A 14512-nucleotide genomic window follows, 5' to 3' on the forward strand; every position below is an offset into this window, starting at 1 on the left:
CGCGGGCCCGGCCCGCCTGGGCGGGTGCTGGCCCGGGTGTGGTGGCCCAGGGGCGGGTTGCCCCGGCCGTGGCACTCCACTCACAACCACGGGAGCTGCAGGACCAGGTCCAGGTCGTCGGGCGCGGTGCCGTCGCGGACCAGCCGGTTGGGCTGGCGGTGGCCGCACGCGGTGCAGCGGTGGACCACCTGCCAGCCCTTGCCCGACTTCTCCACCAGCCCGATCGGCTCCATCAGCGCGCGGCACTCGCTGGCGCGGTCACCGGGCAGGTCGTCGACGTGCAGCGACCACAGGCAGTACGGGCAGTGGTTGCGGTAGTGCCCGTCGGTGTTGGCCGGCACCGGGGCCGAGCAGTGGCCGCACGTGAAGCCGGTGTTCTCCGCCCGCCGGGAGCGCGCGGTGCGGCTCACGCCGGCCTCAGGGGACGAACGGCTCGACGGCGACGACGTCGACGGTGATGGCACGGCCGTTGGGGGCCTGGTAGGTCACCGTCGCGCCCGGCTCGGCGCCGAGGATCGCCGCGCCCAGCGCCGACTCGGGGGAGTACACCGTCAGGTCGGTCGTGCCGGCGATCTCGCGGGAGCCGAGCAGGAACTTCTCGGTCTCGTCGTCGCCCTGGAAGCGGATGGTGATCACCGTGCCGGTGGCGGCGCGGTCGGCCTTGGTCGGCGGCTCGCCCACGTGCGCCTTGCGGAGCAGGTCGGTGAGCTGGCGGATCCGGCCCTCCTGCTTGCCCTGCTCCTCCTTGGCGGCGTGGTAGCCACCGTTCTCCTTGAGGTCGCCCTCCTCGCGGCGGGCGTTGATCTCGGCGGCCATCGCCGCCCGGCCGGCCACCAACTGGTCGAGCTCGGCCTTCAGCCGGTCGTGGGCCTCCTGGGTCAGCCAGATGCCCTGCTCGTTCTCAGTGGGGGTGGTCACGCGTGGAACTCCTGCACGTCGGGGAGCCGCCCCCCGGTCGGGAGGCGGCGATGTCGATCCGGCCAAGCTAACACCGGCCCGCGGAGGGGTGCACGGACCGAGCCGAGCGCCGCGGGAATGCGGAACGTACCCGACCCGTTGGTGACGAGCACCACATCCACCCGTCCGTGTGCCCCGACGGCGGCGGCGCCTCCCCGAGGCGGGGGATGATGGCCGGGTGACCGACGCAGACCAGCTGCGGCTGCTCGCCGTGCACGCCCATCCCGACGACGAGTCGAGCAAGGGCGCCGCGACGATGGCCAAGTACATCGCCGAGGGCGCCCGCGTCATGGTGGCCACGTGCACCGGCGGCGAGCGCGGCTCGGTGCTCAACCCTGCCCTCGACAAGCCGGAGGTGTGGGAGCGCCTGCCCCAGATCCGGGTCGAGGAGATGGCCCGCGCGCGGGAGATCCTCGGCATCGAGCAGGAGTTCCTCGGCTTCGTCGACTCCGGGCTGCCCGAGGGCGACCCGCTGCCGCCGCTGCCCGAGGGCTGCTTCGCCCTCGTGCCGGTGGAGGAGGCGGCCGCGCCGCTGGTCGAGCTGATCCGCCGGTTCCGGCCGCAGGTGATCACCACCTACGACGAGCGCGGCGGCTATCCGCACCCCGACCACATCAAGACCCACGAGATCTCGGTGCACGCGTTCGAGGCCGCGGGCGATCCCGATCGCTATCCGGAGCTCGGCGAGCCCTGGCAGCCGAGCAAGCTCTACTACCACATGAGCTTCACGCTGCCCCGCACGCGGGCGCTGCACGAGGCGATCCTGGCCTCGGGCGCCGAGTCGCCCTACACCGAGTGGCTGGCCAACTGGGATCCGGAGCACGACATCAGCCACCGGGTGACGACGAAGGTGCCGTGCGCCGAGTACTTCGCCGTCCGCGACGCCGCGCTCATCGCGCACGCCACCCAGATCGACCCCGAGGGCCGCTGGTTCGCCTGCCCGCTGGAGGTCCAGCAGCGGGTGTGGCCGACCGAGGACTACGAGCTCGCCCGGTCGCTGGTCGACTCCCCGACGCCGGAGGACGACCTGTTCGCCGGCATCCGCAGCGAGGTGGGCGTCCGATGATCGTCTGGGCCGCGAGCGAGCAGCTGCCGGAGGACGTCGGCAAGTCGGGCCCGCTGGGCCTGCTCCTGCTGGTGGTGCTGCTCATCGCCACGGCGCTGCTGGTGCGGTCGATGTCCAAGCACCTCAAGCGGCTGCCGCACAGCTTCGACGAGGACGACCAGCCGCGGGTGGCAGTGCCCGACACCCCGGCCGAGCTGGTCGAGGAGCGCCGACCCGGGCAGGACCTGCTCGACACCCTCCGCCGCGCGCCGCTGGCCATCGAGCCGCCGCGGCGGGAGGACGAGCGCCCGGAGTGACCGACCGGCCGGCCCGGGCGGGTGCCCGGGCCGGCCGGCGTGCTCACCAGGTGTGCGCGACGTCGAGGACGAGTCGTGCGTCCTCCCCGGACCCCACGACGAACGTGCGGAACGGCGTCCGCGCCCGCACGCCGACGCCGACGGTCGTCGTCGCCTCGTAGGAGCCACCCCACGCGACCTGCCGGAAGGTGTCGTACCCGCTGACGGGCACGACCTCGGTGCGGTTGGCCGGGGTGTAGGTGGCCCGGCCGTCGACGTAGGCGGGGACGTCGATCACGACCTGCAGGTCCGCCCCGCCGCGCAGCGGGATGGCGGTGCCGGAGCCGTCGGCGCGGAACGTCGGCACGTACCGGACGTCGTAGCCGACCGCGGAGACGCCCGCGGGCAGGTCGAGGTCGATCACGAGCCGGTCGTAGCACGCGTGCCGGCCGGCGCGGATGCCGTCGACGGTGCCGGTGCTCGCCGCGTCGGACACCTCGGGCGTGGAGCCCCAGGGCGTCGAGCAGGACGGCGCCGCGGCGGCAGGTCCGGCGAGGGTGGTGACCGCCAGTGCGGCGGTGCCCACGACGGTGGCCAGCCGTCGGGCGGAGCGGGAGCGGGTGCGGGTCATGGCAACCTCCGGTACGGGGTGGGTGGATGACCGGCAGGGTCCGCCGACACGCCGGGGACCGACAAGGTCGGGAGATGTCCAGGACCGCCGAAGCGCGACGCTTCCCGTTGGCGAGCTACTGCGCGTGTGACCGGATGATCACGACGGGCTCTGTGCAGACCTGCCAAGGGCGCCTCACCGCGGGTCGAGGTGCGGCTCGAGCGCCTGGAGGATCGCCGTCCGCGGGCGGGCGCCGGTGATGGAGGCGACCGGACGGCCGGCGCGGAAGAGCGTCATCGTCGGCATGCCGAGCACCGAGTGGGCGCGGGCGGTCTCCGGATCGCTGTCGACGTCGATCTGGACGACGCGCAGCCGGCCGGCCTCCTCGGCGGCGATCTGCTCCAGCACCGGGGCGACCATGCGGCACGGCGGGCACCAGTCGGCGGTGAACTCGACCAGGACGGGCACGTCGCTGGCCAGGACGTCGGCGGCGAAGGTGGCGTCGGTGGTGCGGGGCAGGGTGCTCATCGCGGTTCCTCCCGGAGGACGGAGGCGACCAGTCGGTCGCCGGGGGTGAGGTCGGCCCCGCAGTCGCACACCAGGTGTGCGCCCACGTGGCCTCCGCAGCCGCCGTGCCGGTAGGTCACGTCGGCGGGGCGGTCGTCGGGCAGGTGCCGGGCCGCCCAGTCGGAGAAGGCGGCCAGCACGGGCAGCAGGTCCAGGCCGGCGGGGGTCAGCCGGTACTCCTGGCGCGCGCGGGCGCCGGGCAGCACGTACTCGGACCGGTCGAGGACGCCGGCGGCGACCAGGCGCCGCAGCCGCTCGGCCAGCACCGACCGCGGAGCGCCGGTGGACGCCTGGAGGTCGGAGAACCGGCGGACGCCGAGCGCCACCTCGCGGACGACGAGCAGGGCCCAGCGGTCGCCGACGAGGGCGAGCGCGTCCTGGAGTGCCATGGTTCTGAGTATGGACCATGGACTCAGGCCGGTCCAGGCCCGTTTGACCCTGCCGTCGTCCGTGGCGTCCTGACACGCTCGCGGCGGAGGTGGGCCGGATGACCACTGCGACGTCGGCGCAGGCCGTGGAGGCCGGCACGTCGGGCAACGGGATGCCCTACCTGCGGTGGGGTGACGGGCCGAGGAGCCTGGTCTTCCTGCCGGGCGGGCCGGGAGGTGTGCCGCCGTCGCCGCGCTCGCTCCGGTGGTCCGGCGGCATGTACCGGCCCTACGTGGACGCCGGCTACGCGGTGTGGGTCCTCGTCCGGCGGCGGAACATGCCCGCCGGTCACACGATCGCCGACATGGCCGACGACGTCGCCGACGTCATCCGCGACGAGCTCGGCGGCCGCGTCGACGCCGTGGTGGGCATGTCCTACGGCGGGCTCATCGCCCAGCACCTGGCGGCGCGGCATCCCGGACGCGTGGGCAGCGTCGTCCTGATCGGGGCGGCGGCGCGGCTCAGCGACTGGGTGCAGGACGCCGACCTCCGCTGGGCCGTCGCCGCGTCGCGGGGTGACCGGACGGGCCTGGGGGTGGTGATCGCGGAGTACCTGGTGCCCGGCCGGGCGCTGAGTCCGGTCCGCCGGCTGCTCGCGCCCGTGCTGGGCCGCGCGATGTTCGACGAGATCGCGGGAGGCGTCCCGCCGGGGGACCTCCTCGTCGAGGGCCGGGCCGAGCAGGGGTTCGACGCGCGGCCGGTGCTGCCCCGGATCACCGCACCCGTGCTGGTGGTCGCCGGGGGGCGCGACCGCGCCTTCCCGCCGGCCGTCGTGGAGGAGACGGCCGGCCTCCTCGCCGACTGCCGGGTCGTCCGGTTGCCGAGGCGCGGGCACGTCGGGGCCGGGCTGAGCCGGCGCGGCCGCCGGGAGGTGGTGGCCTTCCTCGCCGAGCAGGAGCGCGCCGGGCGCTGAGGAGCTGCCGGCCGTGCCGTGAGGGGGTGTGTCCGCTGAGAGCGGACGCCCGACGGCTGCGGTTCGATGATTGCAGGCCTAACGTGTAAGCGTGTAATCAACGCTGGCGAGGAGGCCACCGTGTACGCATCCCGTTTCGCCGATCTGCCCTTCGGTCGCGGTGCCGGCCGGGCCCGCGGCCGCGCCCCGGAGGCGCCGCCCGTCGACCGCGCGGAGGTCGCCGGCTGGTTCGCCGGCCGGCTGCCCGAGGGCTGGTTCACCGGCCCGGTCGAGCTCACCGTGGACCGCGACGAGATCACCGTCGTCGGCACGCTCGCCGAGCCCGACGCCGGGGACGGCGACCCCGCCGCCGCCCGCGCCGGCCGCATCTCCCGCTTCCGGGAGGAGACCCGCGCCCAGCGCATGGCGATCGCCGACGCCGCCCAGGCGCGGTACGGCCGGTCCGTCGCCTGGGGAGCCGCCTGCGGGGAGACCCGCGAGCTGTTCACCACGCTGTCCGTGCCGGTCATGACCCGGCTGCGGCAGCCCGAGCGCCTGGTGCTCGACACCCTGGTCGACGCCGGCGTCGCCCGGTCCCGCTCCGAGGCGCTGGCCTGGGCCGTGCGGCTGGTCGGCCGGCACGCCGAGGACTGGCTGGCCGAGCTCCGGGCGGCCATGGCCTCGGTCGAGGAGGTGCGGGCGCGCGGGCCGCAGCCGGACTGAGGCACGCTGCGGGCATGACGCCCCCCGACCTGCTGCGCACCGCGTTCGCCGAGCTGGGCGAGGAGCTGTACCAGCTGGCGACCGCGCGGCAGGACTGGGCGCCCACCGGCTGCCGCGGCTGGGCGGTCACCGACCTGGCGTTCCACCTGCTCGGTGATGCCCGCCGCGCGCTGGTCGCGCTGGCCACCCCCGCCGAGGGGCCGGCCGACACCGACGCCGTCACCTACTGGCGGGCGTGGCGGTCGCCCGATCCGGACGACGACGAGGCGCTGCGTCGCACCCGCACGCTGGCCAGTGGCCTCTGGCTGGGCGACCTGGCCGAGGAGTACGCGGGGACGACGGCGGCGGTGCTGGTGGCCGCGGGCCGGGTCGGCGGCCGGGACCCGGTGCGCACCCAGGGCCGGGTCCTGACCGTCGACGACCTGCTGTCCACGCTGGTCGTCGAGGCCGCCGTCCACCACCTCGACCTCGTGGCGCACCTGGACCGGCCGGGCCCGGCCGGGGGGCCGCTGCGGGAGGTCCGCCGGGTGCTCGAGGGGCTGCTCGGCGCGCCGCTGCCGCCGGGCTGGGACGACGTCACCGCCGCCCGCCGCGGCACCGGCCGGGAACCGCTGTCCGACACCGACCGGGCGGCGCTGGGGTCGGCGGCGGCACGGTTCCCGCTGTTCGGGTGACGGGGCGCCGGCCCGCGTCGCGGCTCGGGGACACTGGGCCGGTGACCAGCACCGTCGTCCCCCCGGCCGTCACCGACGTCCTCGTCGTCGGCGCCGGCCCCGCGGGCGCGGCGGCCGCGGCGTGGGCGGCCCGCGCCGGACGCGAGGTGCTGCTGGCCGACGCCGCCGTCTTCCCGCGCGACAAGACCTGCGGCGACGGCCTGACGCCCCGGGCGATCGCCGAGCTGGACCTGCTGGGCCTGGGCGACTTCGCGCGGGGCCGGGCGCGCAACCGCGGCCTGCGCGCCGCCGGCTTCGGCCGGACGTGGGAGCTGCCCTGGCCCGGCGGGGAGTTCCCCGACCACGGCAGCGCGGTGCCGCGCACCGAGCTCGACGCCCGCATCCGCGACCGCGCGCTCGCCGACGGCGCCACGCCGCTGGACGGCGCGCGGGCGGTGGACGTCGTCCGCGACGGCGACCGGGTGACCGGCGTCGTCTTCGAGCTCGACGGCGACGTGCGGGCGACCGTGCGCTGCAACCGGCTGGTCGTCGCCGACGGGGTCCGCAGCCCGCTGGGCCGGGTGCTGGGCCGCCAGTGGCACCGGGACACCGCCTACGGGGTCGCCGCCCGCGGGTACGTGACCTCCGGCCGGGCCGGCGACGAGTGGATCTCCTCGCACCTGGAGCTGCGCGGCGCGGAGGACGAGCTGCTGTCCGGCTACGGCTGGGTCTTCCCGCTGGGCGCCGAGGCCGGCGAGGTGAACATCGGCGTCGGCACGCTGGCCACCGCCCGCCGTCCGGCCGGGGTGCAGCTGCGGGCGGTCATGGACGCCTACGCCGCCGCCCGCCGCGAGGACTGGCAGCTGGAAGGTCCGGTGCGCGCCCCGGCGTCGGCGCTGCTGCCCATGGGCGGCGCGGTCTCGGGGGTGGCGGGCCGGAACTGGGCACTGGTCGGGGACGCCGCCGGCTGCGTGAACCCGCTGAACGGCGAGGGCATCGACTACGGCCTGGAGACCGGCCGCACGATCGCCGCGATGCTGACCGAGCCGGACTGGTCGGCCGCCTGGCCGGCCACGCTGCGCCGGCACTACGGCGAGGCGTTCTCCATCGCCCGGCGGCTGGCCGGGCTGCTGACCCTGCCGCGGCTGCTCCCGGCGGCCGGGCCGGTGGGCATGCGCTCGCGGGGGCTGATGACCGTGGCGCTGCGCGTCATGGGCAACCTGGTGACCGACGCCGACCGCGACGTCGTCGCCCGGGCCTGGCGGGCCGCCGGCCGGGTGTCGGCGCGCGCCGACGAGCGTCCGCCGTTCTCCTGAACCGGGCGGCTCAGCCCAGGAACGGGGAGTTGTAGACCGCGAAGTACACCGCGATGTAGTGGCAGATCGCCGCCACGATCGTCATCGCGTGGAACACCTCGTGGTAGCCGAACACCCCGGGCCACGGGTTGGGCTTCTTGATCGCGTACGCCACGCCGCCGAGCGTGTAGAGCACGCCGCCGACCGCGAGCAGCACCAGCGAGGCCACCCCGGCGATGTGCAGGATGTCGGTGAGGATGAAGACCGCGACCCAGCCCAGGCCCACGTAGAGCGGCACGCCCAGCCAGCGCGGCGCGGTCGGCCAGGTCAGCTTCAGGCAGACGCCGGCCAGCGCGCCGGCCCAGACCCCGGCGAGGATCCAGTACCCCAGCGGCTGGTCGACCGCCAGCAGCGAGAAGGGCGTGTACGTGCCCGCGATGAACAGGAAGATCATCGAGTGGTCGAGCCGCTTCATCACCTTCCAGCCGCGGGGTGACCAGCGGCGGCGGTGATAGAGCGCGCTGATGCCGAACAGCCCGCAGATGGTGAGGCAGTAGACCGCGACGGAGAAGCCGGCCCGGGCGCCCTGCACCGCGGCCAGCGGGATGAGGACGGCGCCGGCGGCGATCGCGCCGAAGAACGCGAACAGGTGCAGCCAGCCGCGCATCCGGGGGCGGGTGTCGGGGTGGTCCCAGTCCTCGTCGGCGAAGTCCGACGCCGTCCACTCCCGCTGGACCCGCTCGCCCTCCTCGCGGACGGCGGTGAGGGCCTGACCGCGCGGGGCCTCGATCTCGGCGCTGTCTGCCTCCACCCGGATCGGTTCGCGTTCCTCGGGTGCACCGCTCATGGTCCGAGGTTACGGAGGCGTAGGTCGGCCCGCACGGCCGGTCGACTGTGAACTGCCTGTCAGTGCGCGGGGTCCCCGGCGGCGCGGGGAGGGACACTCGGGGCATGGGGACCGACGCCGGCTACCTGCCCAGCAGCGTGCCGTGGGTGCGCGACGAGGTGGCGCTCATCGAGCGCAGCGGGGTCGCCCTCGGCGGCCGGGCGGTCGTCGTCCTCACGACGCGCGGGGCGCGCACCGGGGCGGTGCGCAAGACGCCGCTGATGCGGGTCGCCCACGGCGGCGTCTACGCCGCGGTGGCCTCGGCGCGGGGAGCCGACCGGCACCCGGACTGGTACGCCAACGCGCTGGCGGACCCCGAGGTGACCCTGCGCGACGGCGACCGGGTGCTCGCCCTGCGCGCCCGTGAGGTCACCGGTGCCGAGCGGGCCGCCTGGTGGTCGCGCGCCTGCACCGTCTTCCCCTCCTACGTCGGCTACCAGAGCCGCACCCGCAGGCGGATCCCGGTGCTGCTGCTGGAGCCGGGAGCGGCGGGCTAGCGTTCCGGAACACCCCGCCGGCCGCGCCGGTTGGTCGGGGGGAGGGCCCGATCGGCGTCGAGCCGGTCCTGCGGGGGGATGTCCCGGCAGGGCGACGCTCCGCCTGGCGGGTCCACCGGCATCCGTACCTGCGCGGGATCCCCTGCGCGCGCACTGAGGAGAACCCCCTGTGAGGGCCAGCCAGACCGCCGTCGACGCCGCCGTCGACCCCGCCGGCGACAGGGAGGGGACGGCGCGCGCCGAGGCCGCCCGCCGCCGCACCTTCGCCGTCATCAGCCACCCCGACGCCGGCAAGTCCACCCTGACCGAGGCCCTGGCCCTGCACGCGCGGGTCATCGGCCAGGCCGGCGCGGTGCACGGCAAGGGCGGCCGGCGCGGCACGGTGTCGGACTGGATGGACATGGAGCGTGACCGCGGCATCTCCATCACCTCGGCGGCCCTGCAGTTCGGCTACCGCGGCGCCGTCGTCAACCTGCTGGACACCCCGGGGCACGCCGACTTCTCCGAGGACACCTACCGGGTGCTCACCGCCGTCGACGCCGCCGTGATGCTCATCGACGCGGCCAAGGGCCTCGAGGCGCAGACGATGAAGCTGTTCGCCGTCTGCCGGCACCGCGGGATCCCGGTCATCACGGTGGTGAACAAGTGGGACCGGCCCGGCAAGGACGCCCTCGAGCTGATGGACGAGATCAGCGAGCGCACCGGCCTGACCCCGACCCCGCTGACCTGGCCGGTGGGCATCGCCGGCGACTTCCGCGGCGTGCTCGACCGCCGCGACGGCACCTACCGCCGCTTCACCCGCACCGCCGGCGGCGCCACCATCGCCCCCGAGGAGGTCCTGCCCGCCGACGCGGCCGCGGCCCGCGAGGGCGGGGACTGGTCGCGGGCGGTCGAGGAGTCGGAGCTGCTGGAGGCCACGGGCGCCGCGCACGAGCAGTCGCTGTTCCTGTCCGGCGTCACCACCCCGGTGCTGTTCGCCTCCGCCGTCTCCAACTTCGGCGTCGGCATGCTGCTGGACGCCCTGGTCGACCTCGCGCCGGCGCCCTCGGGCCGCCCGGACGCCGAGGGGGCGCTGCACCCCGTCGACGAGCCCTTCAGCGCGTTCGTCTTCAAGGTCCAGTCGGGCATGGACTCCGCCCACCGCGACCGGCTGGCCTACATCCGCGTCTGCAGCGGCGTCTTCGAGCGCGGGATGGTCGTCACCCACGGGCGCACCGGCCGGCCGTTCACCACCAAGTACGCCCAGCACGTGTTCGGCCGCGAGCGCGAGAGCATCGACCTGGCCTTCCCGGGCGACGTCGTCGGCCTGGTGAACGCCTCGGCGCTGGGCGTGGGCGACTCGCTCTACAGCGACAAGCCGGTGACCTACCCGCCGCTGACGACCTTCGCTCCCGAGCACTTCGCCGTCGCCCGCAGCCTGGAGACGGCGAAGCACAAGCAGTTCCGCAAGGGCATCGAGCAGCTGGACTCCGAGGGCGTGGTCCAGGTGCTGCGGTCGGACCGCCGCGGCGACGGGGCGCCGGTGTTCGCCGTCGTCGGGCCGATGCAGTTCGAGGTGGCCGCGCACCGGATGGAGCACGAGTTCTCCGCCCCGGTGTCGCTGGAGCGCCTCGGCTACACCCTGGCGCTGCGCACCGACGAGGCCTCGGCGCCGCTGGTCGCCTCGGCCTCGGGGGTGGAGGTGCTCCAGCGCGGGGACGGCGAGCTGCTCGCGCTGTTCCCCGACAAGTGGGTCCTGCGGATGCTGCAGCAGCGCCACCCCGGGATCACGCTGGAGCCGCTGGTCGCCGCTCAGCTGGGCTGATGCCGGTGGTACGCGCGGCTCGCGCGGGACACCCCGGACGGTGCGGTTCGCTGCGTCCCGCGGGGGCCTAGGGTGGCCTCCGTGGGGGCCCGTCAGTTCGTGCGCGACGTCCTCACCGAGGTCTACGAGCGGCGCCTGGCGCGCGCCCTCGTCGGGGCCGACATCCCGCGGCACGTCGGCGCCATCGTCGACGGCAACCGGCGGTGGGCGCGGTCGATCGGCCTGGAGGACCCCAACGCCGGGCACCGCCGCGGCGCGGACCGGATCGCCTCCTTCCTCGGCTGGTGCGACGAGGCCGGCGTCGAGGTGGTCACCCTCTTCCTGCTGTCCACCGACAACCTCTCCCGGCCCGAGCCGGAGCTGACCCCGCTGATGCGGATCATCGAGGGCGTCGTGGAGGATCTCGCCGCCCCCGACCGCCGCTGGCAGCTGCGCCCGATGGGCGCGCTGGAGCTGCTGCCGGCCGAGACCGTCGCCGTCCTCAAGCAGGCCGAGGAGGCCACCCGGGGCCGGCCGGGGGCCACGGTCAACCTCGCCATCGGCTACGGCGGGCGGCGGGAGATCGCCGACGCCGTCCGGTCGCTGCTGGCCGAGCACGCCGAGCGCGGGACGACGCTGGAGGAGCTGGTCGGCTCGCTGGACGTCGAGCACATCGCCGAGCACCTCTACACCCGCGGCCAGCCCGACCCCGACCTGGTCATCCGCACCAGCGGCGAGCAGCGCCTGTCGGGGTTCCTGCTGTGGCAGACCGCGCACTCGGAGTTCTACTTCACCGACGTCTACTGGCCGGAGTTCCGCCGGGTGGACTTCCTCCGCGCGCTGCGTGCCTACGCCGCCCGGCACCGCCGTTTCGGCGGCTGAGAGACTCGGGCCCATGGCGGCCGGCGCGGTGGACCTCCCCCTCGAGTACGTGCGGCTGGGCCTGCGCTTCGACCGGCTGGAGAGCGGCTTCGTCGACGCCTACACCGGCGACAAGCGCATCCGGGCCGAGGTGGAGAGCGAGCCCGCGCCCACCCCGCAGGGGCTGCGCGACCAGGCCCGCGGCCTGCTCCGCGAGCTCGACGCGGCGGGGCTGCCGGCCGACCGCACCGCGTTCCTCCGCGGCCAGCTGACCGGCCTGGAGTGCAGCGCCCGCAAGATGAGCGGCGAGCCGGTCGGCTACCTCGACGAGGTCGCCGGCTACTTCCAGGTCGAGGTGGCCCTCGGCGACCCGGCCGAGTACGCGGCCGCGCACGCCGCCCTGGAGGAGCTGCTGCCCGGCAGCGGCACGCTGGCCGAGCGCTACGCCGTCCACCGGCGCCGGGAGGAGTGCCCGCCGGCCCGGCTGGAGGCCGCGGTGCACGCGCTGTCCAGCGCGCTGCGCGACCGGGTGCGCGACTCCTACGGGCTGCCCGACGTCGAGACGGTCCGCTACGAGGTGGTCACCGACAAGCCCTGGTCGGGCTTCAACTACTACGAGGGCGACTACCGGTCGCGGGTCGCCATCAACGCCGACCTGCCGCACCGGCTCAGCCAGCTGCCGCACCTGGTCGCGCACGAGGCCTACCCCGGCCACCACACCGAGCACTGCCGCAAGGAGATGGGCCTGGTCGAGCGCTCGGCGCGGCTCGAGCACACCGTCTTCCTGGTCAACACCCCCGAGTGCCTGATGGCCGAGGGGCTGGCCGACCTCGGCGTGGAGGCGTCGGTCGGCGACGGGTGGGGGAGCTGGGCGGCCGACGTCCTCGCCGACCTCGGGCTGCGCTTCGACGGCGGGCTCGCCGAGCGGATCGCGGCGGCCGCCGCGCCGCTGAACCGCGTCCGGCAGGACGCCGCGATCCTGCTGCACGACCGCGGTGCCGACGCCGACGAGGTGGTGGCCCACCTCCAGCGGTGGTCGCTGGTCAGCGCCGACCGCGCCCGCCAGCAGCTGCGCTTCCTCACCCACCCGCTGTGGCGGGCCTACATCACGACCTACGTGGAGGGGTTCGACCTGCTGCGCCGCTGGCTGGCCGCGCGGCCGGCCGGGCAGCCGGTGGCCGACCGGTTCCTCCGGCTGCTCGACGAGCCGCTGACGCCGGCGGGGGTCACCGCCGAGCTGGCCGCCGCCTGAGTCGTGGCACGTCACGCTCCGCGGGAGGCCCGGCTGCTCGGGCTCTGGACGGCGGCCTGGCTGGCCGTGCTGCTGGTGGCCGGCCTGCTCTGGGTCGGGGATCTGACGGTGCAGTGGCCGGTGCTCGCCGTCCCCGTGCTGTGGGCGCTGGTGGCGCTGCGGCCGCGGGGGGATCGCCGGCAGGGGTAGGCCCGGCTGCCCGCCGAGCGTCCCCCTCCCGGTGGGACGGGCGGTGCACGTGGTGCTCCGATCGGAGGACACGTGGCTCTCCGGACACGTTCCTGTCACCTCCCGGGCCTAGCGTCCGGGGTGGACGACGGGCCCGCCCCGGCGTCCACGGGAGGCCCGGTTGGTGCGACACAGTTCGTCGACCAGGGGGGCCGGGCCCCGGCCCTCGCGCCGGGGCCCGGTCACCTTCGAGCCGGGGTGCGCCCAGCGCCCCACGGGAGTCGACTCGTGAGCACTCGCCGTACGTTCGTCCTCGACACCTCCGTCCTGCTGTCCGACCCCGGCGCGCTGCGGCGCTTCGGCGACTCCGACGTGGTGCTCCCGCTCGTCGTGATCGGGGAGCTGGAGGACAAGCGGCACCACCCCGAGCTGGGCTGGTTCGCGCGGCAGGCGCTGCGCTTCCTCGACGACCTGCGGATGGCGCACGGCCGCCTCGACGCGCCGGTGCCGGTCGGCGACGAGGGCGGCACCCTGCACGTCGAGCTCAACCACAGCGACCCGGGCGTGCTGCCCGCCGGTTTCCGCAACGACAGCAACGACAGCCGGATCATGGTCGTCGCGCTGAACCTGCGGGCCGAGGGGCGCGACGTCTGCCTGATCACCAAGGACGTCCCGCTGCGGGTCAAGGCCGCCGCCGTCGGGCTGGACACCGACGAGTACCGGGTGGTGGAGGCCGTCGACGCCGGCTGGACGGGGATGGCCGAGCTGTCCCTCGACGACGCCGAGCTCTCCGCCCTGTACGAGGACGGCGAGGTGTTCGTGCCCAGCGCGGCGGAGCTGCCGGCGCACACCGGGCTGGTGCTGCTGTCCTCGCGCGGATCGGCGCTGGGGCGGGTCACCCCCGACAAGCAGGTGCGGCTGGTGCGCGGCGACCGCGAGGCCTTCGGGCTGCACGGGCGGTCGGCCGAGCAGCGGGTCGCGCTGGACCTGCTGCTGGACCCGGAGATCGGCATCGTCTCCCTCGGCGGGCGGGCCGGCACCGGCAAGTCGGCGCTGGCGCTGTGCGCGGGCCTCGAGTCGGTGATGGAGCGGCGGGCGCACAAGAAGGTCGTCGTCTTCCGGCCGCTGTACGCCGTGGGCGGGCAGGAGCTCGGCTACCTGCCCGGGAGCGAGGGCGAGAAGATGTCGCCCTGGGCGCAGGCCGTCTACGACACCCTCGGCGCGCTGGTCTCCCGCGAGGTGCTCGAGGAGATCGCCGCCCGCGACCTCATCGAGGTGCTGCCGCTGACCCACATCCGTGGCCGGTCGCTGCACGACTCGTTCGTGATCGTCGACGAGGCCCAGTCGCTGGAGCGCGGGGTGCTGCTGACCGTGCTGTCGCGGCTGGGCTCGGGCTCGCGGGTGGTGCTCACCCACGACGTCGCCCAGCGCGACAACCTGCGGGTGGGCCGGCACGACGGCGTGACCGCGGTGATCGAGGCGTTGAAGGGCCACCCTCTGTTCGCACACGTGACCCTGACCCGGTCGGAGCGCTCGGCGATCGCGGCGCTGGTCACGGAGATGCTGGAGGACCTCCCGGTCTGAGCCGCCGTCGCGGG

Annotated in this window: 18 protein-coding genes; 12 read left to right on the top strand and 6 right to left on the bottom strand. The window is 75.3% G+C overall.

Going from position 1 to position 14512, the window contains the following annotated elements:
* Nucleotides 1–80 precede the first annotated feature (80 nt).
* Entirely contained in the window at nucleotides 81–410 is a 330-nt protein-coding gene (locus ACI79R_RS21760) for an RNHCP domain-containing protein (protein ID WP_456575765.1), read from the bottom strand.
* 7 nt (nucleotides 411–417) lie between these two features.
* A complete protein-coding gene (greA, locus tag ACI79R_RS21765; RefSeq protein WP_456575766.1) occupies nucleotides 418–918 on the bottom strand; it encodes a transcription elongation factor GreA in 501 nt (166 codons plus the stop codon).
* A gap of 217 nt (nucleotides 919–1135) precedes the next feature.
* On the opposite strand from greA, the gene mca reads away from it, so the two are divergent.
* Together mca and ACI79R_RS21775 are read left to right on the top strand one after the other, a co-directional pair.
* Nucleotides 1136–2023 carry a mycothiol conjugate amidase Mca gene (gene mca / locus ACI79R_RS21770; RefSeq protein ID WP_456575767.1) on the top strand — a complete coding sequence of 296 codons (888 nt, stop codon included), beginning with the start codon at nucleotides 1136–1138 and terminating at the stop codon, nucleotides 2021–2023.
* Entirely contained in the window at nucleotides 2020–2319 is a 300-nt protein-coding gene (locus tag ACI79R_RS21775; RefSeq protein ID WP_456575768.1) for a hypothetical protein, read from the top strand. The genes mca and ACI79R_RS21775 overlap by 4 nt, the downstream gene beginning before the upstream one ends.
* 43 nt (nucleotides 2320–2362) lie before the next feature.
* Here ACI79R_RS21775 and ACI79R_RS21780 read toward each other — a convergent pair whose 3' ends face one another.
* From ACI79R_RS21780 to ACI79R_RS21790, 3 genes are all read right to left on the bottom strand, one after another.
* Nucleotides 2363–2929, bottom strand: a complete 567-nt coding sequence (locus tag ACI79R_RS21780; protein ID WP_456575769.1) for an AMIN-like domain-containing (lipo)protein — start codon at nucleotides 2927–2929, stop codon at nucleotides 2363–2365.
* A 174-nt stretch (nucleotides 2930–3103) separates the two neighbouring features.
* Nucleotides 3104–3436, bottom strand: a complete 333-nt coding sequence (locus ACI79R_RS21785) for a thioredoxin family protein (protein WP_456575770.1) — start codon at nucleotides 3434–3436, stop codon at nucleotides 3104–3106.
* The gene (locus ACI79R_RS21790) at nucleotides 3433–3864 is read right to left on the bottom strand and encodes a winged helix-turn-helix transcriptional regulator (RefSeq protein WP_456575771.1); all 432 of its coding nucleotides are present in this window, start codon (nucleotides 3862–3864) and stop codon (nucleotides 3433–3435) included. Before ACI79R_RS21790 ends, ACI79R_RS21785 begins: the two co-directional genes overlap by 4 nt.
* Before the next feature lie 98 nt (nucleotides 3865–3962).
* On the opposite strand from ACI79R_RS21790, the gene ACI79R_RS21795 reads away from it, so the two are divergent.
* The 4 genes from ACI79R_RS21795 to ACI79R_RS21810 all read left to right on the top strand — a co-directional run bounded on the left by ACI79R_RS21795 (nucleotide 3963) and on the right by ACI79R_RS21810 (nucleotide 7488).
* Nucleotides 3963–4817, top strand: coding sequence for an alpha/beta fold hydrolase (locus ACI79R_RS21795; protein WP_456575772.1), 855 nt, complete (start codon nucleotides 3963–3965; stop codon nucleotides 4815–4817).
* A 120-nt stretch (nucleotides 4818–4937) separates the two neighbouring features.
* The gene (locus ACI79R_RS21800; protein ID WP_456575773.1) at nucleotides 4938–5519 is read left to right on the top strand and encodes a hypothetical protein; all 582 of its coding nucleotides are present in this window, start codon (nucleotides 4938–4940) and stop codon (nucleotides 5517–5519) included.
* A gap of 14 nt (nucleotides 5520–5533) precedes the next feature.
* A complete protein-coding gene (locus ACI79R_RS21805) occupies nucleotides 5534–6193 on the top strand; it encodes a maleylpyruvate isomerase N-terminal domain-containing protein (RefSeq protein WP_456575774.1) in 660 nt (219 codons plus the stop codon).
* Nucleotides 6194–6234: 41 nt separating this feature from the next.
* Nucleotides 6235–7488 carry a geranylgeranyl reductase family protein gene (locus ACI79R_RS21810; RefSeq protein WP_456575775.1) on the top strand — a complete coding sequence of 418 codons (1254 nt, stop codon included), beginning with the start codon at nucleotides 6235–6237 and terminating at the stop codon, nucleotides 7486–7488.
* 10 nt (nucleotides 7489–7498) lie between these two features.
* Here ACI79R_RS21810 and trhA read toward each other — a convergent pair whose 3' ends face one another.
* Complete coding sequence (gene trhA / locus ACI79R_RS21815) at nucleotides 7499–8314, bottom strand: PAQR family membrane homeostasis protein TrhA (protein WP_456575776.1); 816 nt, start codon at nucleotides 8312–8314, stop codon at nucleotides 7499–7501.
* A 104-nt stretch (nucleotides 8315–8418) separates the two neighbouring features.
* On the opposite strand from trhA, the gene ACI79R_RS21820 reads away from it, so the two are divergent.
* From ACI79R_RS21820 to ACI79R_RS21845, 6 genes are all read left to right on the top strand, one after another.
* Nucleotides 8419–8850, top strand: coding sequence for a nitroreductase family deazaflavin-dependent oxidoreductase (locus ACI79R_RS21820; RefSeq protein WP_456575777.1), 432 nt, complete (start codon nucleotides 8419–8421; stop codon nucleotides 8848–8850).
* Between the two features lie 169 nt (nucleotides 8851–9019).
* A complete protein-coding gene (locus ACI79R_RS21825; protein ID WP_456575778.1) occupies nucleotides 9020–10654 on the top strand; it encodes a peptide chain release factor 3 in 1635 nt (544 codons plus the stop codon).
* Between the two features lie 81 nt (nucleotides 10655–10735).
* The gene (locus tag ACI79R_RS21830) at nucleotides 10736–11515 is read left to right on the top strand and encodes an isoprenyl transferase (protein WP_456575779.1); all 780 of its coding nucleotides are present in this window, start codon (nucleotides 10736–10738) and stop codon (nucleotides 11513–11515) included.
* 13 nt (nucleotides 11516–11528) lie between these two features.
* On the top strand, nucleotides 11529–12746 hold the full coding sequence (locus ACI79R_RS21835; protein WP_456575780.1) for a DUF885 domain-containing protein: 1218 nt from the start codon (nucleotides 11529–11531) through the stop codon (nucleotides 12744–12746).
* 3 nt (nucleotides 12747–12749) lie between these two features.
* Nucleotides 12750–12935: a hypothetical protein gene (locus ACI79R_RS21840; RefSeq protein ID WP_456575781.1), complete on the top strand. Its 186-nt coding sequence runs from the start codon at nucleotides 12750–12752 to the stop codon at nucleotides 12933–12935.
* A gap of 267 nt (nucleotides 12936–13202) precedes the next feature.
* On the top strand, nucleotides 13203–14498 hold the full coding sequence (locus tag ACI79R_RS21845) for a PhoH family protein (RefSeq protein ID WP_456575782.1): 1296 nt from the start codon (nucleotides 13203–13205) through the stop codon (nucleotides 14496–14498).
* Nucleotides 14499–14512 lie beyond the last annotated feature (14 nt).

It is taken from the genome of Blastococcus sp. SYSU D00820 (assembly GCF_054050695.1).

What these genes read in the sequence shown, in the direction of transcription:
- ACI79R_RS21795 (WP_456575772.1), top strand. Translation starts at nt 3,963, where the DNA reads ATGACCACTGCGACGTCGGCGCAGGCCGTGGAGGCCGGCACGTCGGGC.
- ACI79R_RS21775 (WP_456575768.1), top strand. Translation starts at nt 2,020, where the DNA reads ATGATCGTCTGGGCCGCGAGCGAGCAGCTGCCGGAGGACGTCGGCAAG.
- trhA (WP_456575776.1), bottom strand. Translation starts at nt 8,314, where the DNA reads ATGAGCGGTGCACCCGAGGAACGCGAACCGATCCGGGTGGAGGCAGAC.
- ACI79R_RS21820 (WP_456575777.1), top strand. Translation starts at nt 8,419, where the DNA reads ATGGGGACCGACGCCGGCTACCTGCCCAGCAGCGTGCCGTGGGTGCGC.
- ACI79R_RS21790 (WP_456575771.1), bottom strand. Translation starts at nt 3,864, where the DNA reads ATGGCACTCCAGGACGCGCTCGCCCTCGTCGGCGACCGCTGGGCCCTG.
- ACI79R_RS21785 (WP_456575770.1), bottom strand. Translation starts at nt 3,436, where the DNA reads ATGAGCACCCTGCCCCGCACCACCGACGCCACCTTCGCCGCCGACGTC.
- ACI79R_RS21835 (WP_456575780.1), top strand. Translation starts at nt 11,529, where the DNA reads ATGGCGGCCGGCGCGGTGGACCTCCCCCTCGAGTACGTGCGGCTGGGC.
- ACI79R_RS21805 (WP_456575774.1), top strand. Translation starts at nt 5,534, where the DNA reads ATGACGCCCCCCGACCTGCTGCGCACCGCGTTCGCCGAGCTGGGCGAG.
- ACI79R_RS21780 (WP_456575769.1), bottom strand. Translation starts at nt 2,929, where the DNA reads ATGACCCGCACCCGCTCCCGCTCCGCCCGACGGCTGGCCACCGTCGTG.